We start from the raw sequence: 21914 nt of genomic DNA, 5'->3' as shown, positions 1-21914 counted from the left end.
CACTCGATGACGAAGTCGATGCTACGCCTTCTCTGCGAGGCGTTCGCGAACGCTCCCGGCTGTCCGGGGTTAGCGTGGATGACCGGCCTCTCGGGTGAGGCCCCGTCCCCTGGGGGCAGCCATGCCACAGCGACCATTCCGTACGCCGACCCGCCTGGGGATCCTCGCGTCTGCGGCGGCGCTCCTGCTCGGGTCGTTCGCGGTCCCGTCACCTGCGGCCGCCGACGTCTATCTCGAGTGGGACTTCGTGGAGCGCCCCGTGGGGCTGCCGGCCAGCGACGTGGCCGCCCGGACGCTCGAGTCGGTCGAGCTGTGGCACAACGTCGCGGGGTGGCAGAACAACGTCGCCCTGACCGTCACCCTGGGCGCGACTCCGGACGAGACCAGCGACGCCGACCTGCACCTGGCCCTCGGGGTCCGCGACGACACCGGCGCCTGCCGCACCCGCTGGCAGATCGTCGTCCCGACCCTCGACCCCGGCCCGTTCGGCCAGCGCGAGGAAGCGGTGCTGACCAGCCGGCAGTCGGTGAGTGTGAGCCAGCTGGACTGGAAGTGCGGGAGCGTGTCGCTCACCGCCGCAGGAGACCCCGGCACCGTCTACGACCGGCTCGACGGTCGTCCGCAGACCGGCGCCGTCATCGGCGACCCCCTCCCGATCGTGGTCGTGCGCTCGGTCGACACCTCCAAGGTGCGTGTGCGTCGGTGGTCGCCGGTGCGGGTGCGGCTCGTCTCGGCCGGCCTGGATGTGGCGGTCGCCCGGGTCGCGGCCCGCCGCATCTTCCTGCAGAGCACCCCGACCGCCAGCGGCCCGATCCCACCCTTCGCCGAGCGGACCGTGACGTTGTGGGTGCGGCCGCGCAGCTGCCGGGCGACGATGCTGCGACTGCGCGGCACCGCGTTCACGACCGACGGCCAGTCGCGCGACTTCAGCAACAACTACCGGATGCGGCCGTGCCGGGGCCGGTCCGCGGGCACCGGGCCCGGGTTCGGGCACGCCGAGCGATTCGCACCGCCGCGGCGGCCCGCCGTACCATGACCCGCACAGGCGTCTGAGCCGTCATCAGCGGCGAGCCTCCGGAAGAATAGGTCTCGGCAAGCTCGACCACCGAGGAAGAGCTCGACCAGCGAGACCCCAGTAGAACCGGACGGGTAGGCCCGTCACAGCCGTGAACGAGTGGCCGGCGTCCGACCAGCACCATCGGCGGGGCAGGCAAGCAGGGTGGTACCGCGGTCCTCACCGATCGTCCCTGCGGGGTTTCGACAGGCTCAACCACCGTTGCGCCAAGCCAAGCACCGCAGACGACCACCGCAGGAGCCGTGCCATGACCTACCCGAAGGCCTCGAGCAACGCCGCAGGCAGCAGCGTCCCCTCCTCCCCGCGGTTCCCCGAGATCGAGGAGCAGGTGCTGGCCTACTGGGAGGCCGACGACACCTTCCGCGCCAGCGTCGAGCAGCGCGACCGCGGCGAGCACGGCGAGAACGAGTTCGTCTTCTACGACGGCCCGCCGTTCGCGAACGGGCTGCCGCACTACGGCCACCTGCTCACCGGCTACGTCAAGGACATCGTCCCGCGCTACCAGACCATGCGCGGACGCCGGGTCGAGCGCCGCTTCGGCTGGGACACCCACGGGCTGCCCGCCGAGCTGGAGGCGATGCGCCTCAACGGGATCAAGACCACCGACGAGATCCACGAGCTCGGCATCGAGAAGTTCAACGCCGCCTGCCGCGCCTCGGTGCTGAAGTACACCGGCGAGTGGCGCGACTACGTCACCCGGCAGGCCCGCTGGGTCGACTTCGACAACGACTACCGCACGCTCAACCCCGACTACATGGAGTCGGTGATCTGGGCGTTCAAGACGCTCTACGACAAGGGCCTGGTCTACGAGGGCTTCCGGGTGCTGCCCTACTGCTGGAACGACGAGACGCCGCTGTCGAACCACGAGCTGCGGATGGACGACGACGTCTACCAGAACCGCCAGGACCCGGCCGTCACCGTCGGCGTCCGCCTGGAGACCGGCGAGATCGCGCTGGTGTGGACGACCACGCCGTGGACGCTCCCGTCCAACCTGGCGATCATGGTCGGCGCCGACATCGACTACGTCGTGGTCGAGTCCGACGTCACCGGCCGCACCGAGCGCTACGTCATCGCCGAGGCCAGGCTGGAGTCCTACTCCCGCGAGCTGCGCAACGAGGACGTCGAGGACGTCGACCTGCAGATCGTGGCCCGCTTCAAGGGCAGCGAGATTGCCGGCCGCTCCTACACCCCGCCGTTCTCCTACTACCTGGGCCACGAGAACGCCTTCCGCGTCGTCGAGGCCGAGTTGGTCACCACCACCGACGGCACCGGGCTGGTGCACACCGCCGGCGCCTTCGGTGAGGACGACAAGGTCGTCACCGACCGCGAGAACATCGAGCCGGTGATGCCGGTCGGCAAGGACGGCCGGTTCACCCACCCGGTCAGCGAGTACGCCGGGATGCTGGTCTTCGACGCCAACCTGCACATCATCGACCACCTCAAGGCCGCCACCCGGGGGGCCTCGGCAGGCTCGACCACCGAGGACGCAGGCTCGGTGACCCCCGGCACCGTGCTGTTGCGCCGGGAGAGCTACGAGCACTCCTACCCGCACTGCTGGCGCTGCCGCGAGCCGCTGATCTACAAGGGCGTCTCGTCGTGGTTCGTCGAGGTGACCGCGTTCAAGGACCGGATGCTGGAGCTCAACCAGCAGATCCGCTGGGTGCCCGAGCACATCAAGGACGGGCAGTTCGGCCGCTGGCTGGAGAACGCCCGCGACTGGTCGATCACCCGCAACCGGTTCTGGGGCAGCCCGGTGCCGGTGTGGAAGAGCGACGACGAGGCCTACCCCCGCATCGACGTCTACGGCTCGTTCGAGGAGATCGAGCGCGACTTCGGCCGGCTGCCGCGCGACGCCGACGGCAACCCCGACCTGCACCGCCCCTACGTCGACGACCTGGTGCGGCCCAACCCCGACGACCCGACCGGCCGGTCGATGATGCGCCGGGTCACCGACGTCCTCGACGTGTGGTTCGACTCCGGGTCGATGAGCTTCGCGCAGGTGCACTACCCGTTCGAGAACGCCGAGTGGTTCGCCGGCGCCGAGGACGGCTCGTCGGAGGCGCACTTCCCGGCAGACTTCATCGTCGAGTACATCGGCCAGACCCGCGGCTGGTTCTACACCCTGCACATCCTGGCCACCGCGTTGTTCGACCGGCCGGCGTTCAGCTCCTGCATCAGCCACGGCATCGTGTTGGGCTCCGACGGCAACAAGATGAGCAAGTCGCTGCGCAACTACCCCGACGTCACCGAGGTCTTCCACCGCGACGGTGCCGACGCGATGCGCTGGTTCCTGATGGCAAGCCCGATCCTGCGCGGCGGCAACCTGGTCGTCACCGAGCAGGGCATCCGCGACGCGGTGCGCCAGGTGATGATCCCCCTGTGGAACAGCTGGTACTTCTTCCAGCTCTACGCCAACGCCGCCGGCGAGGGCGGCTACGACGCGCAGTGGTCCACGGCGTCCACCGACCCGCTCGACCGCTACCTGCTGGCCAAGACCCGGCAGTTCGTCGAGACGATGACGACCCAGCTCGACGACTACGCGATCGCCGACGCCTGCGAGACCACCCGTGGCTTCGTCGACGTGCTCACCAACTGGTACATCCGGCGCTCCCGGGAGCGGTTCTGGGCGACCGGCCGCGACGCCGACACGAGTGCGTTCGACACGCTCTACACCGTGCTCGAGGTCGTCACCCGCGTCGTCGCGCCACTGCTGCCGCTCGCCACCGAGGAGATCTGGCGCGGCCTCACCGGCGGCCGCTCGGTGCACCTGGCCGACTGGCCCGCCGCCGACGACCTGCCCGCCGACGACTCGCTGGTCGCCGCGATGGACGAGGTGCGCGACGTCTGCTCGGCCACCTCGGCGCTGCGCAAGGCCGGCAACCTGCGCAACCGGCTGCCGCTGGCCACGCTGACCGTCGTCGCCCCCGACGCCGCCTCGCTGGCCGACTTCACCGGCATCGTGGCCGACGAGGTCAACGTCAAGCAGGTGCGGCTGCTCGACGCCGACGCGCCCGAGGCCGCGTCGTACGGCGTCTCGCAGAGGCTCACCGTCAACGCCCGCGCCGCCGGACCCCGCCTCGGCAAGGACGTGCAGACCGCGATCAAGGGCTCGAAGTCCGGCGACTGGTCGGTGGCCGACGACGGCACAGTCACCTCCGGCGGCCTGGTGCTGGTCGAGGGCGAGTACTCCCTCGAGACCGTCGCCGGCGCTGCCGGCGACGGCACCGCGGTCGGGCTGCTGCCCGGTGGCGGCTTCGTGGTGCTCGACACCGAGGTCACCCCCGAGCTCGCCGCCGAGGGCCTGGCCCGCGACCTGGTGCGCGCGGTCCAGCAGGCCCGCCGCGACGCCGGACTCGACGTCTCCGACCGGATCACGCTCACGATCGGCGGCCCGGCCGCCGTGCAGGAGGCCGCCCGCACCCACGAGGCGCTGGTGGCGGGCGAGACGCTCGCGACGGCGTACGACGTGGTCGACGCCTCGGCGCTGAACGGCGAGGGCACCTCGGTCACCGTCGGCGACGGCGAGAAGGCGGTCGTGCGGGTCGTCCGGGCCTGATCAACGGTGCGGGGGAGAGGCGCCGGCCCGCCGTGTGGGGGGACGCGGGCCGGCGCCGGTCGGTGGCTGCCGCTCAGTCGTCGAGCAGCAGGGTCACGGTCCCGGAGACGGTGTCCCACGGGCCGGTCTCGGCCGGGGAGCCGGTGAAGGAGGCGACGCGGTAGGTGATGCGGCGGCCGGTGCGGGACTCCTGCACGAGCCGCAGGTCGACGCCCCCGGCGGCGGTCTCCTCCCACGTGTCGCCGCCCTCGCAGAGGTCCTGGGTGATCGTGGACCCGTAGCCGAAGACCACCGCGACGTTCAGCCGCTCCAGGCCGGGGTCGCGGAACGAAGCGACGAGGGCGTTCCCCCCGCCGTCCTCGAACGCGCCCGACCCCGCCTCGTCCCGGTGGGTGGTCACCGTGCACTCCTCGGTGTCGAAGAGCGTGTCCCACACACCAGCGACGTCGTAGGTGCTGCCGGTGTCCGTGACCGCCATGCTCGGCAGATCGCCCTCCCGGCCCCGGACCGCCAGCGAGAGGTCGAGCTGGCCGGTCCGGTCCCAGGTGTGCTGGAACATCGAGTCCCCGAGCTCACCGGCGTCGGTGAGCTGGAGAGTGCCCGACAGCTCGCCCGCCAGTGGCTCGAGGATGCGCACCCGTCCAGCGGAGAAGCCGCAGTTGTCGCGCTCGCTGGACTCCGCGACCTTGCGGGTCGCGTCGGCGCAGACCAGCACGTGGTAGACGCCGCTCGCCGAGGACGGGACGGCGACCCGGACCGTCTTGTCCCGCACGGAGAAGCGGGGCATCCGGACCAGGGGTGCGTGGCCCACGACGGCGTCGCCGGCGGACTGCTTGCGGTCACGGGAGAGGTAGGCGGTGAGTCGTGTCGGCGGCGCCGTCCCCTCGCCCTGGTTGACCACGAACGCGCCGACGGCGAACCGGCCGCCCTTCTCGATCGCCTCGGGCACCCCGGTGACGGTCTGGACGGCCAGGTTCGGGCGCTTCGCCGGGGCCGCGGTCGACTGCGGCGCGGTGAGGGCGGCGGTGGCGGCGGTGAGGCCCAGCAGCAGGGCGAGGACGCCGCCGGTCCGGGCAGCGCGGCGTCCTGCTCTCGTAGTGGTCATCTCGTCACTTCTTGATCTTGAGGACCAGCCGGCCCTCGACGGTGTCCCAGTGGGAGGGGATGCCGAAGTCCTGCCACCAGGAGTCGACCGTGTAGACGACCTTGCGCTTGGTACGGGCCACCTCGACCAGCTGCACCAGGTTCATGTCGGAGTTCTTGCCCGACATGTCCCACGACTCCCCGTGGCAGTCGGTCGTGGTGGCGGTGAAGTCCAGGTCGAGGCGGAACCGGACGCCGAGGCTCGACATCTTCTCGGCCAGCCCGGCGGCGAGCTTCGAGGACCCGCTGGAGTGGTCGAAGTCGCCCTGGCCCTCCTCGTCCTCCACGGTGGTGTAGGGACAGAGCTCGTCGTCGACCTCGCGCGTGATCTCACCCATCCAGGAGTAGGTGCTGTCCTTGTCGGCCAGCCGAGGGTCGGCGCTGTGGCCGCCGAGCTCGGCGACGACCTGCACCTGGGCGAAGCGCTCCAGCGTCTCGGTGGTGTTGCCCTGCTCCGTGAAGCCGGACTCGTAGAGGTTCAGGGTGCCGGTGAGGGTGCCCTCGAGGTCGCGGATGATCGTGACCTGGGACCGCGACCCGATGCAGTTGTCGCCCTCCTGGATCTCGTCGATCTCGTTGCGCACGTCCGCGCACACGACGACGTGGTACTTCCCCTCGGGGAAGCCGTCGGGCACGCGCACGGTGATGCCCACCGCGCCGAGGCGACCGGGCTCCATCGCCTGCACCTGCGAGGCTCCCACCCGCTTGTCTCCGTCAGAGAGCCGCCGGTCCTTGGACAGGTGGGCGGTCATCACCGACATCGGGGCCCGGCGGCCGCCGACGTTCGCGACCATGCCGTCGATCTGGAACGTCGACCCGGTCTTCGCCTCGCGCGGCACCCACCGGACCTCGTCCATCATCAGGTCCGGCTTGTCTCGAAGCGGCGCGGCGGCGGCGAGCTGGCCCGGGGCGGCGAGCAGGCCGACTCCCACCGCGAGGGCGGCGCCCAAGGCGGCGGTACGTCGTCGGGCTCGGCTCTGCGGTCGGGTGCTGGGCGGTGCGACGGGCATGGCTCCTCCTGGAGGGTGGCTGTCCGGGGACACCGGCCGGATGACGGCCAGCAGGGGATGACGCTCGGCGTGGCCGCTCGGTTGCGCCGCGTCTGCTGGTCTGGTCCGGCCGGGGGTGGCGGTCCGGCCACGCTGCCCGGCCCGGTGTCCCGGGCGACAGGGACGGTTGTCCCGTCTCGTCGGCCCCGGCGTCCCCTGCCCTCTCCTCACGTCTGCGCTGTCTTTCGGGTGCCAGGACGACGCAGACGTGAGGAGCTATGAGCGACTCCGGAGACCACGTCTGTGGAGAGCCGATCGCGTGCGGTCATCGGCGTGGGCAACATGACGGCATGCCCCATCGCTGGGACCCCCGCTGCCCGCCACCTCGAATCGTCCACCCCGTGCGGGTGGACCCAGCCGGGCAGCTCGGACCGAGCCCGGCCCAAGCTCGAGGCTGGCGCTGGCGGCGGATCGGTCCCGGCCTCTACGTCCCCGCCACGGCCGACGGCACGGCACCGGAGCAGCGCGCCGCCGAGGCAGCGGCCCGGCTTCCCGTCGGGGGCGCGGTCGGCGGGTGGGCTGCCTGTCGCCTGCACGGCGCGGCGTTCTTCGACGGGCTCGCCCCCGACGGACGCACCGTGCTGCCCGTGCCGCTCGTGCTCGGCCCGGCCGGCAACATCCGCCCCTTCCCGGGGGCGACGCTCGCCTGGGACCGGCTCGAGCCCCACGACGTCGCCCGCTGCTACGGCGTGCCGGTGACCGTCGTCGAGCGGGCCGGGTTCGACGCGATGCGGTGGGCCGGGTCGGTGCGGGAGGCCACGGTCGTGGCCGACATGCTGTGCGCGGCCCGGCTCACCTCGCTGCGCCGGCTGGCCGACTACGCCGCCGTGCATGCGGGCTGGCGTGGGTTGCCGCGCGTGCACCGCGCGCTCGGGCTGGCCAGCGAACACTCCCGGTCACCCCAGGAGACCAGGCTCCGGCTGATCTGGTCGCTGGACGCTGGGCTTCCCGACTCGGTGCTGGTCAACTGCCGGGTCGAGGACCGGCTGGGGCGGCTGCTCGGCGTCGCCGACCTGCTCGATCCGGAGTCGGGGGAGGTCGTGGAGTTCGACGGTGCCGACCACCGGAGTGCCGGTCGGCACACCGACGACCTGGACCGGGAGGACCGGTTGCGCCGGCACGGGCTCGAGGTGGTGCGGTTCACCGGCCTCGACCTGCTCGACCCGGACCGGGTCGTCGACCGGCTGCGGGCAGGTCGGCAGCGTGCGGCGTTCGAGACGCCGGCCGACCGGGCCTGGGTGGCACGGCCGGCTCCGGCCGGTGCACTCGACGCGCTGCTCGACCGGCAGGACGACGAACGCTGGCTGCGCGAGCAGCGCGCCGACTGGTGAGCCGCTCCTCACGTCTGCGTTGTCGAAACGGGTTGTTCACGCCGCAGACGTGAGGAGCGAGCGTGGCTCGCCGCCGTGGCCCACTGACCGGCTGGTTGGATGGGGCCATGCCCACGCTGGACCTGACCGCCGACGCCGTGACCCTGACCCGGCAGCTGGTCGACATCGAGTCGGTGAGCTTGCACGAGGAGCAGATCGCCGACGCGGTCGAGGCCGCGCTGCGCACGCTCGGCCACCTGGAGGTGATCCGGCACGGCCACACCGTGGTCGCGCGCACCCACCTCGGCCGGGCCGAGCGGGTCGTGATCGCCGGCCACCTCGACACCGTGCCGGTCAACGACAACCTGCCCAGCAGGCTCGACGACGGCGGCCTGCTGCACGGCCTCGGCACCTGCGACATGAAGGGCGGCGACGCGGTGATCCTGCGGCTGGCCGCGACCGTTCCCGAGCCGAACCGCGACGTGACGTTCGTGCTCTACGAGGCCGAGGAGATCGAGGCCGAGTTCAACGGGCTGCGGCTGCTCGCGCAGACCCACCCCGACCTGCTCGACGCCGACTTCGCGATCCTGATGGAGCCGTCGAACGCCGTCGTCGAGGCCGGCTGCCAGGGCACGCTGCGGGTCGAGGTGACCACCACCGGCGAGCGCGCCCACTCCGCCCGCTCCTGGCGCGGCGTCAACGCGATCCACGGTGCCACCGAGGTGCTGCGCCGGCTCGAGGCCTACCAGCCTCGCAAGCCGGTGATCGACGGCCTGGAGTACCACGAGGGCCTCAACGCCGTCGGCATCCGCGGCGGCGTTGCCGGCAACGTGATCCCCGACGAGTGCGTGGTCACGGTCAATTACCGGTTCGCCCCCGACCGCTCGGAGAAGGAGGCGCTCGCCTACGTGCGCGAGGTCTTCGACGGCTACGACGCGCGCGTCACCGACACCAGTCCCGGGGCCCTGCCCGGGCTGTCGGTCCCCGCGGCCGCGGCGTTCGTCGAGGCCGTCGGCGGCGAGGTGAACCCGAAGTTCGGGTGGACCGACGTCTCGCGGTTCAGCGCGCTCGGCGTGCCCGCGGTCAACTTCGGCCCCGGCGACCCGATGCTGGCGCACAAGCAGGACGAGCACGTGCCGGTCGAGCAGATCCTGCGCTGCGAGGCGCAGCTGCGCCGCTGGCTGGGCGCGGGGGAGTGAGGTCGGCCGTGGTGCGAGCGAAGTTCAAGGGCCCGGTGCTGCAGCGCCGCGCGCAGGTCGACGGGTCGACCACCGACCAGCGACTGCTCGACTCCCGCGGGCCCACCGACTGGGTGCACGCCGACCCGTGGCGGGTGCTGCGCATCCAGGCCGAGTTCGTCGAGGGCTTCGGCGCCCTGGCCGAGCTGGGGCCCGCCATCGCGGTGTTCGGCTCCGCGCGCACCGCCCCCGACCACCCGTCGTACGAGCTGGCGGAGCGGGTCGGGCGGCGCCTGGTCGAAGAGGGCTTCGCGGTGATCACCGGTGGCGGACCGGGCGCGATGGAGGCGGCCAACAAGGGGGCCAGCGAGGCCGGCGGCCTCAGCGTCGGGCTCGGCATCGAGCTGCCCTACGAGGACCAGCTCAACGACTGGGTCGACGTCGGGGTCAACTTCCGCTACTTCTTCGCCCGCAAGACCATGTTCGTGAAGTACAGCCAGGGCTTCCTGGTGCTGCCGGGCGGCTTCGGCACCTTCGACGAGCTGTTCGAGGCGCTCACGCTGGTGCAGACCCAGAAGGTCACCCGGTTCCCGATCGTGCTGATGGGCGTCGACTACTGGAGCGGGCTGATCGACTGGCTGCGCGGCACCGTGCTCGCCGACGGCAAGATCGGTGAGCGCGACCTGGGCATGCTCACGCTCACCGACGACGTCGACGAGGCCGTGTCGCTGATGACCGCGGCCCGTGCCGCCTCCGCCGCGGGCCCCGAGCCCGTGACCGACCGGGGTGACCCGTCGTGATGTGGCTCTTCGCGATCCTGATCGTGCTCGCGATGGGCGTGGTCGCGGTGGTCGCCGCCGGCCGCGGCGAGCCGCTGGCCCCGGCGTACGACGACCGGCCCGACGCGCGGGTGCCCGCCGACGGCCCGCTCGTGGCCGACGACCTGCGGCGGGTGAGGTTCTCGCTGGCGCTGCGCGGCTACCGGATGAGCGAGGTCGACGCGCTCCTGGACCGGCTCGCCGCCCAGCTCGAGCAGGGGCAGGCAGCCGCCGAGGTGTCCGGTGACACACCACCGGATCCGGAGGTTCGTGGCGAGCACCACACCGAGTAGGGCACACTGCCCACCGTGTCGACCCAGGTCATCGTCTTCGTGCTCACGGGACTGGCGGCGGTCGTGGTCGTGCTGACCCGGGTCCGCCTGGGCCGCGCCGACCGGGCCGCGGGCCGGCTCCAGGTCTCGCCGGTGGTGCTGCGGGTGCACACGGTCGCCGGAGCGCTGGCCCTGGCCGGGTGGGTGCTGTTCCTGGCCGCGCCGGAGGACACGCCGGCCGGCAGCGAGGAGCTCGGCATCGTCGCCCTCGCGTTCTGGTGGATCGTGGCGGTGGCCGGGCTGATGATCCTGGTCCGCTGGCTGCCCTCGCGCGGACGGCACGCCCACGAGGGCACCTCCGACAGCTGGTCGGAGGGCCCGGGGCTCTCGATCCTGGCGCACGTCGGGATGCTCGTCGGCGTGCTGGTCTTCACCTGGGCCTACCTCACCTCGGTGGTGTGACGTGGCCGGCCGCGGGCGGATGCTCCCGGCTCTGCTCGCGCTGCTCTGCGTCGTAGCGATCTCGTCCTCGGTGGTGGCGGTCTCGGCAGGCTCGACCACCGCGGCCGACTCGACCACCGAGTCAGCGGAGCAGTCCGCGGTCGTCGCCCGGCGGCTCATCGGCAGGTCGGTGCAGGGCCGACCGATCTTCGCCTACCGGCTCGGCGAGCCGGCGGGCAAGGGCGTGCCCAAGGTGCTGCTGATCTCGGGCATGCACGGCGACGAGGGCGCGCCGCGGAAGATCCTCACGGCGCTGCGCGACGGGCTGCCGGTGATGGGCGCCGAGCTGTGGCTGCTGCCGGCGTACAACCCCGACGGACTGGCCGCCGGCACCCGGCGCAACGCCCACGGCGTCGACCTGAACCGCAACTTCCCCCACGACTGGGCCGACCTCGACGGCAGCTACGAATCGGGTCCGCGCCCCGGCTCCGAGCCGGAGACCCGTGCGGTGATGCGGTTCCTGACCTCGCTGCGGCCGCGCTGGCTGATCAGCTTCCACCAGCCCCTCTACGGCGTCGACACCGACACCAAGCGGCCGAGGTTCTCGCGCCGGGTGGCGCGGGCACTGGACCTGCCGCGCAAGCGGTTCGACTGCGGCGGGGTCTGCCACGGCACGATGACCAGCTGGTTCAACGCAACCTTCAAGGGCGCGGCGGTCACCGTCGAGTACGGCTACCGGCCCTCGATCCGGACGCTGCGGCGGCAGGCGCCGCGGCGGCTGCTGCGGCTCTTCGGCGCCTTCCACGGCACCGCCGACTGGGTCGACCCGCACCCGGGACTGCCGCCGCAGCCCTCGCCCTCCCCGACGCCCACCGGCTCGCCGAGCCCGACGCCGACCGCCGAGCCGTCGACGCCGACCCCCTCCTGACCGTCGTCGCGACGCCCGGCGTGGAGCCTCACCGGCCCTCGAAGACCGGCTTCTGCTTCGCCACGAACGCGGCGACGGCCGACTCGTGGTCGTGGGTGGCGCCGGTGCGCTGCATCATCGTGCTCTCCAGCGCCAGCGACTCCTCGAACGAGTGCCCGGCCGCGTAGGCCACCGACTGCCGGATCGAGCCGAGCGCCACGGTCGGGCCGGCCGCCAGCCGGGCAGCCAGGTCGGCGACCGTGTCGGTCAGCTCGGCGGCCGGCACCACCTGCGTCGCCAGGCCCAGGTCGAGGGCCTCGGCGGCCGGCACCGTCCGCGGGAAGTAGAGCAGGTCCAGGGCCTTGGCCTTCCCCACCAGGCGCTGCAGCGTCCAGCTCGCGCCGGTGTCGCACGAGAGCGCCACGTTGGCGAAGGCCAGGTTGAAGCCGGCGGTGTCGGCGACCACGCGCAGGTCGCAGGCGAACGCGAGGCTGGCCCCGGCCCCGGCGGCGACGCCGTTGACCGCCGCCAGCACCGGCTTCGGCATCGAGGCCAGCGTTGAGACGATCGGGTTGTAGTGCTCGTCGACGGTGCGGAACAGCTGCTCGCTCGAGGAGCTGTTGAGGATCTGCACGTGCTCCTTGAGGTCCTGCCCGGTGCAGAAGGCCCGACCGGTGCCGGTCAGCACCACGCACCGCACCCGCGGGTCCTCGGCGACCTGCTGCACGGTCTCGCGCAGCAGCACCTTGGTCGCCACGTCGAGACTGTTCATCGCCTCCGGGCGGTTCAACGTGATCGTCGCGACGCCCTCGCTGAGGTCGAGCAGAACGGGGGCGGCGGCGGGCTGGCTGGGCTCTGAGGTCATGGGCGGCAGTCTGCCGGAGACCCACCTCACGCACCTGTGGTCGGCGTCACGTTCGACATGGGGGATAATGGGGACGCTACGGCGCGTGCGGGCGAATCGGTTCGTCGTGCTCTCGAACTCGTGAGGAAGAGGTGCCGGATGGCGGCGATGAAGCCGCGGACGGGCGACGGTCCGCTGGAGGTCACCAAGGAAGGGCGCGGCATCGTGATGCGCGTCCCGCTCGAAGGCGGTGGCCGTCTCGTTGTCGAACTCAACGCCGAGGAGGCAGGCGCTCTCGGCGACGCACTCAAGGACGTCGTCGGCTGACGACCGTGTCCGCCGCCCCCGCACCAGCCCTCCCACCTCAACCCGCGCCACCGCGGTTCGCGCTCGACGCGGCCCGCCCCGGTGAGGTCCCCGGTGTCGACGTCGTCGCGCTCCCGGTGCTGCCGGGCGCGCGCGGCGACGACCGGGCCGACGGGCTGCTGCTGGGCCCCGGCGCCGCCGAGGTCTCCGAGGCGCTGGGGCTCGACCTGCTCGCGCTCCTGGAGGGGCAGTCGGCCACCGGCGAGGCCGGCGAGGTGACCGCGGTGCCGGTGGCCCCCGCCGACGGATCGCTGCGCCTGCTGCTCCTGATCGGCGTCGGCGAGCAGCGACCCGGCGACCTGCGCCGGGCCGGTGCGGCGCTGGCCCGGGCCGCCCGCGACCGGGCCGCCGTCGCGACCTCGATCGCGGCGCTGGACCCCGACGACGGGCTGACCGCGTTCGTCGCCGGCGCCACCCTCGGGTCGTTCGCGTTCCAGTGGCGCTCGCGCCCACCCGAGCACCGCCCGGTCGGGCGCATCGTCCTCGCCGGGCTCGCGCCCACCCGAGACCAGCGGCGGCTGCTCGACCGCGCCGTGGCGATCGCCGGCGCGGGCTGGCGCTCCCGCCAGATCTCCACCGTGCCCTCGAACCTGAAGAACCCGCCGTGGCTGGCCGAGCAGGCCCGCTCGATGGCCGCCGAGACCGGCCTCGACTGCACCGTGTGGGACGAGCGTCGGCTGGCCGACGACGGCTTCGGCGGCATCCTCGCCGTCGGCCGGGCCTCGGCCACGCCGCCGCGGTTGATCCGTCTCGACTACTCCCCGCGCCGGGCCGGCCGGCGCACCCCCACCGTCGTGCTGGTCGGCAAGGGCATCACCTTCGACAGCGGCGGGCTCTCCATCAAGCCCGGCGAGGCGATGTCGACGATGAAGCGCGACGTGACCGGCGGGGCCGTGGTGCTGGCCACGATGGCGGCGCTCGCCGACGTCGGCTGCCCGGTGCGGGTGGTCGGGCTGGTCGCCGCCGCCGAGAACGCCGTCTCCGGCGACGCGCTGCGCCCCGGCGACGTGATCCGCCACTACGGCGGCCGCACCAGCGAGGTGACCAACACCGACGCCGAGGGGCGGCTGGTGCTCGCCGACGCCCTCGCCTACGCCGTCGACCGGCTCGACCCCACGGTGATCGTCGACGTCGCCACGCTCACCGGTGCGATGAAGGTGGCGCTGGGCCAGCAGATCGGCGGGTTCTTCGCCAACCGCGACGGGCTCGCCGCCACCATCGCCACGGCCGCCGAGCAGGCGGGCGAACCGCTGTGGCGGATGCCGCTCGCGGCGGCGTACCAGGACAAGCTCGCCTCGAAGGTGGCCGACGCCGACAACGGTGCCGGCGGTCCGGGGGCGATCACGGCCGCGCTGTTCCTGCAGGCGTTCGTGGGCGACGTGCCGTGGGCACACCTCGACGTCGCCTCGGTGGGCGACGCCCCCCACGACGTCTTCGAGTGGACGCCGGGCCCCACCGGCTACGGCGCCCGGGCGCTGCTGCACTGGCTCGGCGGCGCGGAGCCGCTGGCCGGCCTGGACTGACGGCCTCGACCGACTGGAGTGAAGCGATGCTGGGACTGACCGTGCGCTGGTCGCTGACCGAGGCCCCCGACGGAGCCGCGCAGGAGCTGGCCGACTATGTCGAGGGCACCTCCCACGCCCGGTTCACCGGCATGGCGGGGCTGCGCTTCAAGACCTGGCGGATGCGCGCGGGGGAGTGGTTCGAAGGCTGCTACGTCTTTGCCACCGACGCCGCCCGTGAGGAGTTCCAGGCCACGTTCACCGCCGGCGCGGCCGACTCGCCGGTCTCGCGGATCGTGGGCAGTGCGCCCACCTGCATCGAGCCCTGCCAGGTCGTCTCGGTCGCCGAGGGCTGGGAGGGCTTCGCCGCCCCGGCACGCCTCGAGTAGCCGCACGCCGTCAGTCGGCGGGGGCCCACTCCTTCTTGGCCAGCAGCAGGCCGTCGCCGACGGGCAGCAGCACCGGCACCAGGCCCTCGTGGGCGGCGACCTCGCGGCCGAGCTCGCGGATCGCGACCGTCTCCTCGTCGCGCCGCGCCGGGTCGGCCACCCGGTCGTGCCACAACGCGTTGTCGAAGGCCACGACGCCGCCCGGGCGCAGCAGCCGCAGCGCCTCGCTGAGGTAGGCGGCGTACTCGGCCTTGTCGCCGTCGCAGAAGACCAGGTCGTAGTGGCCGTCGGTGAGCCGCGGCAGCACGTCGAGAGCCGCGCCGGAGATGGTGCGGGCCCGCTGGGTCGGGAAGCCGGCTTCGGTGAAGGTCTGCCGGGCCAGCCGCTGGTGCTCGGTCTCGATGTCGACGGTGGTGAGCACCCCGTCGGCACGCATGCCGCGCAGCAGCCAGAGCCCCGAGACGCCGGTGCCGGTGCCGACCTCGACCACCGCCCGGGCCTCGAGCACCGAGGCGAGGAACCGCAGGGCGGCGCCGCCGCCGGGACCGATCGGCACCACGCCGACCTCCTCGGAGCGCGCCCGCGCCGCGGCGAGCACCTCGTCCTCGGCGACGAAACCCTCGGCGTAGGTCCAGCTCGCGGGGGTGATCGGCGTGGTGGTGATGGCAGCCTCCTGGGGACAGCGTGGTGATGCTCACCGTATCGCGGACCGGCCCGCTGCCGGCGCACCAACGCGGGCGGGAACCGCGGCGGGAACCGGGCGGGAGCCGCAGGAACACAGCCGGCCTTCCGATCGTTCAACAGTCACAGGGTCCTCTCAGCGAAGAGGCCTACGGTGAGGAGGTCAGACGCTGATCGTGAGACGAGGAGCTCCCATGCGCGAGCGGGTGGACAGTCAGGCAGACGGCCCGTCGAATGCCGCCGCGTCCGAGCCCGCCCTCGCGCCGGACGACGGCGTCCCCACCTGGGAGCAGATCGTCGAGCGACACTCCGACCGGGTCTACCGCCTCGCCTACCGCCTCACCGGTGACCGGCACGACGCCGAGGACCTCACCCAGGAGGTCTTCGTGCGGGTGTTCCGCTCCCTCGACACCTACACCCCGGGCACCTTCGAGGGCTGGCTGCACCGGATCACCACGAATCTCTTCCTCGACCAGGCCCGCCGCCGCCAGCGGATCCGCTTCGACGCGCTCTCCGACGAGCGGGCCAGCCGGCTGACCAGCAACGCCCCCACCCCCGACACGGCGTTCGCCGACCGCACCTTCGACGACGACATCGAGGCGGCCCTGGCGACGCTGCCGCCCGACTTCCGCGCCGCGGTCGTGCTGTGCGACGTGGAGGGCCTGACCTACGAGGAGATCGCCGAGATCCTCGGCGCCAAGCTCGGCACGGTCCGCTCCCGCATCCACCGAGGGCGCGCGATGCTGCGCAAGGCGCTCGCGCACCGGGCTCCCGGCGCCGGGCGGGCCCGCTACTCCGGCGCCCCCGAGATCCTCTCCGGATGGGGGAGTGCGTGATCGGACACCTCGGCTCGCACATCAGCGCGCTCCTCGACGGCCAGCTCTCGGCCGAGGAGGAGGAGCGTGCCTGGGCGCACGTCCACGTCTGCCATCTCTGCCGCGACCAGGTCGAGCGTGAGGGCTGGGTCAAGACCCGGCTGGCCGGGTTGACCCACGACCCGTCCGGCATCCCCGACCGGCTCAAGGGCCACCTGCTGGGCTCCCTGTCCGGCTCGCCGATCGGTCTGCCGCCCGGCGACACCTACCTCGCGCTCAGCGCCCCGTCCGATCACCGCCCGCGCCGCGTCGCCGGGCTGGCCGCGATCGGCGGCGGCGCCCTGGGTGCAGCCGTCGTCGGCGTGCTGGCCCTCGGCGCCGCGCCGGCCGACGCCCCGAGCATCGACCGGCGGCCGCCGGTGACCCAGATCAGCCCACCCCAGTCGCCGGCGCCGACGCCCGGCGTGCCGCTGCGCACCCGCTGACCGCTCACCGGCCGTCCCGGCCAGGTTCACCGGGCAGGCGGCACAATGGCGGGGTGAACGACCACGCCCGCCCGACCTGGGTGCCTCCGGTGAACCAGCCGCCCCCGGGCCATTGGGCGAGCGGTCCGACCGGGCCCGCGCCCGCGGGGCCGCCCGGCTCGTCGGGCTCGGTCGCACCGCCGCCGGGTTCGCCGGTCCCCGCTCGGCACGCCGCGCCGCGGGCGCGGATGAGCGCGTGGGTGTGGCCCGTGGTGAGCGTGCTCGCGCTGGCGCTGGGCGTGGTGGGCGGGGTGGGCGGCAGCATCGCCTACGAGCGCCTCACCGACGACGACACCGTCGGCACCGTCGCGGGCGGGCTCGGGGCGGTCGACACGGTCTCGGCGCCGCCCATCAAGGCAGAGGACGGCTCGGTGGCGGCGGTCGCGGCCGAGCTGCTGCCCAGCACGGTCCAGATCGCCGCGGCGTACGACGGGGAGGCCGGTGGCGCGACCGGGTCGGGGTTCGTGCTGGACAAGCAGGGCCACGTGATCACCAACAGCCACGTGGTCGAGCAGGCCGACAAGGAGGACGGCCCGATCGAGATCGTCGACGACCAGGGCAACCGCTACCCGGCGACCGTGGTCGGTCGCAGCGCCGTCTACGACCTGGCGGTCCTCTACGCCGAGGACGCGACCGGTCTCAAGCCCGCGGCGCTGGGCTCCTCGACCGCGCTGCAGGTCGGGGAGGGCGTGGTCGCGATCGGTTCTCCGCTCGGGCTGAGCTCCACGGTCACCTCGGGCATCGTCAGCGCCCTGCACCGGCCGGTGACCACCGGTGACGCGGGCGACGACTCCTCCTACATCAACGCCGTGCAGACCGACGCCGCGATCAACCCCGGCAACTCCGGCGGCCCGTTGGTCAACCTGCGCGGCCAGGTGGTGGGCGTGAACTCCGCGATCGCCACCACCGGCGGCGGGTTCGGCTCCGAGGCCGGCAGCATCGGGGTCGGCTTCGCCATCCCGGTCGAGCAGGTGCGGATCACCGCCGACCAGATCCTGCGCACCGGCGAGGCGAGCTATCCGGTGATCGGGGCGAAGGTGAACGTGGGCCGCGAGGACGGCGAGGGCGCCGAGATCGACCAGGTGATGCCCGACACGCCCGCCGAGGAGAGCGGCCTGCTCAAGGGTGACCTGGTCGTCGCGCTCGACGGCGAGCGGATCACCGACGGCATCGCGCTGATCGTGGCGATCCGCACCCACCAGCCGGGCGAGACCATCGAGTTCACGATCCGGCGCGACGGCGAGGAGCGCACCATCGAGGTGACGCTGGGCTCGCAGACCGGCTGACCCGAGGCCTCAGGCCTCGGGGGCCTGGTCGGCCTCGACGTAGGGGTGCTGGTCGACGAACGAGCGGGTCTCGGCGTACATCCGGGCGATGTACTCCTCGAGCTGGCTGGCCTCGACCCGCCACTGGCCGCGGCCGCCGATCTTGATCGCGGGCAGGTCGCCGCGGCGCACCAGGGCGTAGACCTGGGCGCTGGAGGTGTTGAGCACCTCGGCGACGTCGGTGAGGGTCAGGAAGCGGGGCGTTCCGGCCATGGGGCCATCGTCGCACCTCGGTGCGCCGCGGGTGGTCAGCCGGTGCCCGCCTGTGGACGAAGGGGTGACCGGAGGCCGCCGGGGCGTCATGATGGGCGGCGTGTCCACCGATCTCGGAGGCCCGGGCACGCACAGCGCCCGTCCCGTGACCTCGCCCGCGCCCGTCCCGCCCCACCTCGAGCCGCCCCGCGCCCTGCGGTCGCGGCCTCCGGGGTGGCGCGATCCGCGGCTGTGGGTGGGCGTGGCCATCGTCGCCGGGTCGGTCGTCGCCGGCGCGCGCCTGCTCGCCGCTGCCGACGACACGGTGACCGTCTGGACGGCCGCCGGCGACCTGACCGCGGGCCGGCAGCTGACCGCCGAGGACGTGGTGGTGGAGCGGGTCCGGTTCGCCGACGCCGGCGAGCTGGAGCGCTACTTCACCACCGACGACGAGCTGCCCGCCGACCAGGTGCTGACGCGGCCCCTCGGCGAGGGAGAGCTGGTGCCGCGAGCCGCGCTGGGCGCGCCCGAGGACGATCGCACCGTCGAGCTGCCGGTGGCCGTCGAGCCGGCACTGGTTCCGGGGTCGGTCACCGAGGGCTCCGTGGTCGACGTCTTCGTGCTGTCCGGTGTGCCCGAAGCCAGGGCCGGGCGCAGGGGTGCGGCCGCCCCGGCCCTGGAGGCGGTGCGGGTCGTCGCCGCTCCCGGCCTCGACGAGACGCTCGGCTCGACCGGGCGCCGCCAGCTGGTGCTCGAGGTCCCCGAGGACGCCGTCGGCGGGTTCTTCGGACTGCTCGGCGCCGTCGAGTCCCCGGTGCTCCACGTCGTGCGGCGCGACTGAGCGGCTCGGTCGAGGAGAGGAGGACCAGCTCGTGGTCATCGTGCTGATCGTCGCCTCGGGCGCCGCCTGGGAGTCCACGGTGCTGCAGCTGCTCGGCGAGCATCCCGGCGTGGTGGTGCTCAAGCGCTGCGTCGACGTCGACGACCTGCTCGCGTCCGCCGCCTCCGGTCAGGCCGACGTCGCGGTCGTCGGCCTCGACGCCCCCGGCCTCGACCTGGCCGCGGTCGACCACCTGCGCCGCCACGGCGTCCGGCCGGTCGCGATCGCGCCGGGTGACGCCTCCCACGACGCCGCCCGGCTGCGGGCCTCGCGCATCGGCGTCCCCGCGGTCGTGCCCGACACCGAGCTCGCGCGGGTGCCCGAGGCGGTCACCGCGGCCGGCTCCGCGCCGTCGGCCGGCGACCTCGACGCCGCGGTGGGTGTCGGCGACCCCGTCGTGGGTCTCGTCGACGGGGCCGAGGATGGGGTCCCGCCCGGCCCGCCCGGCGGCCGGCCCGGGCGCGTGATCGCGGTGTGGGGCCCGGCCGGGGCCCCCGGGCGCACCACGCTGGCGGTGACGGTGGCGGCCGAGCTGGCCCGCCGGCGGCGCCGCACGGTGCTCGTCGACGCCGACCCGTGGGGTGGCGCGGTCGCCCAGCAGCTCGGCATCCTCGACGAGGTCTCCGGGCTCCTCGCGGCCGCCCGGCTGGCCGGCAGCGGAGCCCTGGCCGACCGGCTCGGCACGGTGCTGCGGGCGGTCGACGGCCACCTGGCCGTGGTCACCGGACTGCCTCGGCCCGACCGGTGGGCCGAGGTGCGGGCCGGGTCGCTGGAGCACCTGCTCGACGTCGCCCGCGGTATGGGCGAGGTCGTCGTCGACACCGGCTTCTGCCTCGAGGACGACCCGGTGGCCGAGCTCGGCTCCCGCCCGGGGCGCAACGCGATGACGCTGGGCGCGCTCGACGTCGCCGACCTGGCGGTCGTCGTCGGCGCCGCGGACCCGGTCGGGCTGTCCCGGCTGGCGCGCGGCCTGGTCGACCTGCGCGATCGGGCACCGGGGCTCCCGGTGCACGTCGTGGTCAACCGGATGCGCCCCACGCTCGGCTGGTCCACCCGCGACATCGCCGGCATGGTCTCGGGCGTCGCCCGGGTCGCCGGGCTCCACTTCCTGCCCGAGGACCGAGCGGCCGTCGACCGGGCCCTGGTCACCGGGCGCAGCCTGGTCGAGGTCGGCGACAGTCCACTCGCCCGGGCCGTGGCCGGCCTGGTCGACGTCCTCGAGCCGGCCGGCGCCGGAGCAGCGGCCGGCCGGACCGGCCGGGTCAGGCGGCGAAGAGCAGGTACAACCCGCCCACGGTGAACGCCACCATCGCGAAGAGCAGCGGCAGCTGCCCGGTCAGCTGGTGCCGCCGGGGCAGCAGCTTGATCGCCCGGTCGTGTGCGGCGATGACGCCGAGCACGTGCCCGATCACCACGGCCAGCACCTTGATCGAGGCCAACAGCGTCGGGTGGTAGGACAACCAGTCGTTGGGGCGCAGGTCGGCGGTGCCGAAGTAGTTGCTGCCGTCGCTGAACGGGTCGCTGGCATAGATGACGGTGCGCTGCGCCCAGTCGATGAAGAACGTCAGGTAGTGCGCCACGATGTAGCCGACGATGATCGGCACGATCGAGTGCGCGAACTGGTTCGGCAGGGCGGTCCGGCGCTGGTCGGGTCCCACCCCGGTGAGCACGCACCCCAGCCAGAACAGCAGGCCCACGCCGACGCAGAACGCCAGCAGGCCGAGGTTGGTGAGCGCGTTCTCGGCCCAGCCGTTCTCGGCGACGAAGTCGCTGCCCTGCAGGAAGCGCACCCACGGCGGGGAGTCGGCGAACGAGTCGAAGGCGGTGCTGCCGAACAGCACCGCACCCACGGCCACGAGGCCGGGGGCCACCGGCACCGTGTCGAGGTTGGCCAGCGGGCTGCGGACGAGCAGCCGCCCGTCGCGGCGGTGCCACACCGACATCCGCGCGACCAGGCCGGAGTAGACCTCGAACGGGTCGGCGCGCTCATAGAAGCGGTTGCCGAACAGGGCGCCGCCGACCAGCATCACCGCGACGTAGGTCGCCGCCCACAGCCGGACCGGGCCCAGCTCGGTGGAGTAGGGGTAGACCAGCTCCATCCACACGAACGCGTAGAGCCCGAAGGCGGCCGGCCAGTAGCCGAGCCGCTCGGGGTAGGTGAAGACCCCCTGATCGGGGTCGCCCCCGGTCGCCTTGGCGAAGAGCGCGTTGATGGTGCGCACCGGGCTGATCGCCTTCCAGACCGGGCCGAGCAGCAGCGAGAGCGGCACCAGGCCGATCCACCACCACACGTAGAAGATCCCGAAGAACGGGTTCAGCAAGACGTCCTCGCCGAACACGGCGGTCACCGCGGCGAAGAGGAAGACCACCATCCCGACGGTGCGGGCGCCGATCCCGAACCCGGGGGAGTCGACCAGGCGCTGCAGCCAGGACGGCACCGGACGGCCGCCGGTCGCCGCGTCGTAGCGCGGGCTGCGCCACGCGACCGCGAGCACCGTGAACGAGATCGTCAGCGCGGCGACGGCGCCGGCGATCGCCAGCTCGGGCGAGAGCGGCAGGTCCTCGCCGCCGCCGATGCCGTGGGCCAGGGTGACCCCGTCGGTGGAGGTGAGGGTGGCGAAGGAAGGCGTCAGGGTGACCACCGCCG

At 73.3% G+C, this 21914-nt stretch carries 22 protein-coding genes; 16 read left to right on the top strand and 6 right to left on the bottom strand.

Annotation, left to right across the window (positions count from 1 at the left end):
- Positions 1-121: 121 nt before the first annotated feature.
- On the top strand, positions 122-1036 hold the full coding sequence (locus tag D6B71_RS11130) for a hypothetical protein (protein WP_126688241.1): 915 nt from the start codon (positions 122-124) through the stop codon (positions 1034-1036).
- Between the two features lie 286 nt (positions 1037-1322).
- Positions 1323-4631 (top strand): isoleucine--tRNA ligase, encoded by a 3309-nt coding sequence (gene ileS, locus D6B71_RS11125; protein WP_121254966.1) that lies wholly within the window; start codon positions 1323-1325, stop codon positions 4629-4631.
- Between the two features lie 73 nt (positions 4632-4704).
- On the opposite strand, the gene D6B71_RS11120 is transcribed toward ileS, so the two are convergent.
- Both D6B71_RS11120 and D6B71_RS11115 read right to left on the bottom strand, forming a co-directional pair.
- A complete protein-coding gene (locus D6B71_RS11120; RefSeq protein WP_121254964.1) occupies positions 4705-5736 on the bottom strand; it encodes a CARDB domain-containing protein in 1032 nt (343 codons plus the stop codon).
- A 4-nt stretch (positions 5737-5740) separates the two neighbouring features.
- Positions 5741-6784 carry a CARDB domain-containing protein gene (locus D6B71_RS11115; protein WP_121254962.1) on the bottom strand — a complete coding sequence of 348 codons (1044 nt, stop codon included), beginning with the start codon at positions 6782-6784 and terminating at the stop codon, positions 5741-5743.
- A gap of 380 nt (positions 6785-7164) precedes the next feature.
- On the opposite strand from D6B71_RS11115, the gene D6B71_RS11110 reads away from it, so the two are divergent.
- The 6 genes from D6B71_RS11110 to D6B71_RS11085 all read left to right on the top strand — a co-directional run bounded on the left by D6B71_RS11110 (position 7165) and on the right by D6B71_RS11085 (position 11770).
- Entirely contained in the window at positions 7165-8154 is a 990-nt protein-coding gene (locus D6B71_RS11110) for a PDDEXK family nuclease (RefSeq protein WP_121254960.1), read from the top strand.
- 107 nt (positions 8155-8261) lie between these two features.
- Positions 8262-9332: a succinyl-diaminopimelate desuccinylase gene (gene dapE / locus D6B71_RS11105; RefSeq protein ID WP_121254958.1), complete on the top strand. Its 1071-nt coding sequence runs from the start codon at positions 8262-8264 to the stop codon at positions 9330-9332.
- Between the two features lie 8 nt (positions 9333-9340).
- Positions 9341-10111, top strand: a complete 771-nt coding sequence (locus D6B71_RS11100; RefSeq protein ID WP_121254956.1) for an LOG family protein — start codon at positions 9341-9343, stop codon at positions 10109-10111.
- Positions 10111-10422, top strand: a complete 312-nt coding sequence (locus tag D6B71_RS11095) for a DivIVA domain-containing protein (RefSeq protein ID WP_121254954.1) — start codon at positions 10111-10113, stop codon at positions 10420-10422. The genes D6B71_RS11100 and D6B71_RS11095 overlap by 1 nt, the downstream gene beginning before the upstream one ends.
- A gap of 15 nt (positions 10423-10437) precedes the next feature.
- A complete protein-coding gene (locus D6B71_RS11090) occupies positions 10438-10863 on the top strand; it encodes a hypothetical protein (protein ID WP_121254952.1) in 426 nt (141 codons plus the stop codon).
- A gap of 1 nt (position 10864) precedes the next feature.
- On the top strand, positions 10865-11770 hold the full coding sequence (locus D6B71_RS11085) for a M14 family zinc carboxypeptidase (protein WP_121254950.1): 906 nt from the start codon (positions 10865-10867) through the stop codon (positions 11768-11770).
- A 28-nt stretch (positions 11771-11798) separates the two neighbouring features.
- Here D6B71_RS11085 and D6B71_RS11080 read toward each other — a convergent pair whose 3' ends face one another.
- Positions 11799-12614 carry an enoyl-CoA hydratase/isomerase family protein gene (locus tag D6B71_RS11080; RefSeq protein ID WP_121254948.1) on the bottom strand — a complete coding sequence of 272 codons (816 nt, stop codon included), beginning with the start codon at positions 12612-12614 and terminating at the stop codon, positions 11799-11801.
- Between the two features lie 138 nt (positions 12615-12752).
- On the opposite strand from D6B71_RS11080, the gene D6B71_RS11075 reads away from it, so the two are divergent.
- From D6B71_RS11075 to D6B71_RS11065, 3 genes are read left to right on the top strand one after another with little or no spacing between them, the layout of a single operon-like run.
- Positions 12753-12920, top strand: coding sequence for a DUF3117 domain-containing protein (locus D6B71_RS11075; protein ID WP_082574674.1), 168 nt, complete (start codon positions 12753-12755; stop codon positions 12918-12920).
- Positions 12921-12925: 5 nt separating this feature from the next.
- Entirely contained in the window at positions 12926-14482 is a 1557-nt protein-coding gene (locus D6B71_RS11070; RefSeq protein WP_121254946.1) for a leucyl aminopeptidase family protein, read from the top strand.
- 26 nt (positions 14483-14508) lie between these two features.
- Positions 14509-14850, top strand: coding sequence for a hypothetical protein (locus D6B71_RS11065; RefSeq protein WP_121254944.1), 342 nt, complete (start codon positions 14509-14511; stop codon positions 14848-14850).
- Between the two features lie 10 nt (positions 14851-14860).
- On the opposite strand, the gene D6B71_RS11060 is transcribed toward D6B71_RS11065, so the two are convergent.
- A complete protein-coding gene (locus D6B71_RS11060) occupies positions 14861-15514 on the bottom strand; it encodes an O-methyltransferase (protein ID WP_476739133.1) in 654 nt (217 codons plus the stop codon).
- Positions 15515-15725: 211 nt separating this feature from the next.
- Between D6B71_RS11060 and sigE the strand changes: the two genes are divergently transcribed.
- From sigE to D6B71_RS11045, 3 genes are all read left to right on the top strand, one after another.
- Positions 15726-16367: an RNA polymerase sigma factor SigE gene (gene sigE / locus D6B71_RS11055; protein ID WP_121254940.1), complete on the top strand. Its 642-nt coding sequence runs from the start codon at positions 15726-15728 to the stop codon at positions 16365-16367.
- Positions 16364-16831, top strand: coding sequence for an anti-sigma factor family protein (locus tag D6B71_RS11050; protein WP_121254938.1), 468 nt, complete (start codon positions 16364-16366; stop codon positions 16829-16831). Before sigE ends, D6B71_RS11050 begins: the two co-directional genes overlap by 4 nt.
- Before the next feature lie 227 nt (positions 16832-17058).
- Positions 17059-18156 (top strand): S1C family serine protease, encoded by a 1098-nt coding sequence (locus tag D6B71_RS11045; protein ID WP_121254936.1) that lies wholly within the window; start codon positions 17059-17061, stop codon positions 18154-18156.
- Between the two features lie 9 nt (positions 18157-18165).
- Here D6B71_RS11045 and D6B71_RS11040 read toward each other — a convergent pair whose 3' ends face one another.
- On the bottom strand, positions 18166-18408 hold the full coding sequence (locus tag D6B71_RS11040) for a helix-turn-helix domain-containing protein (protein ID WP_121254934.1): 243 nt from the start codon (positions 18406-18408) through the stop codon (positions 18166-18168).
- A gap of 100 nt (positions 18409-18508) precedes the next feature.
- Between D6B71_RS11040 and D6B71_RS11035 the strand changes: the two genes are divergently transcribed.
- Complete coding sequence (locus D6B71_RS11035; protein ID WP_126688239.1) at positions 18509-19228, top strand: CpaB family protein; 720 nt, start codon at positions 18509-18511, stop codon at positions 19226-19228.
- Positions 19229-19259: 31 nt separating this feature from the next.
- Entirely contained in the window at positions 19260-20567 is a 1308-nt protein-coding gene (locus tag D6B71_RS11030) for a CpaE/TadZ family protein (RefSeq protein WP_121254930.1), read from the top strand.
- Here the strand turns inward: D6B71_RS11030 and D6B71_RS11025 are convergent.
- Positions 20530-21909, bottom strand: coding sequence for a hypothetical protein (locus D6B71_RS11025; RefSeq protein WP_240641311.1), 1380 nt, complete (start codon positions 21907-21909; stop codon positions 20530-20532). The two genes, D6B71_RS11030 and D6B71_RS11025, sit on opposite strands and share 38 nt — an antisense overlap.
- Between the last annotated feature and the right edge of the window lie 5 nt (positions 21910-21914).

The sequence above is a fragment of the Nocardioides ferulae genome (assembly GCF_003660455.1).
Lineage (GTDB): Bacteria > Actinomycetota > Actinomycetes > Propionibacteriales > Nocardioidaceae > Nocardioides > Nocardioides ferulae.
Note: the sequence above shows the minus strand (reverse complement) of the source record. Positions and strands in the feature narration are given on the sequence as shown.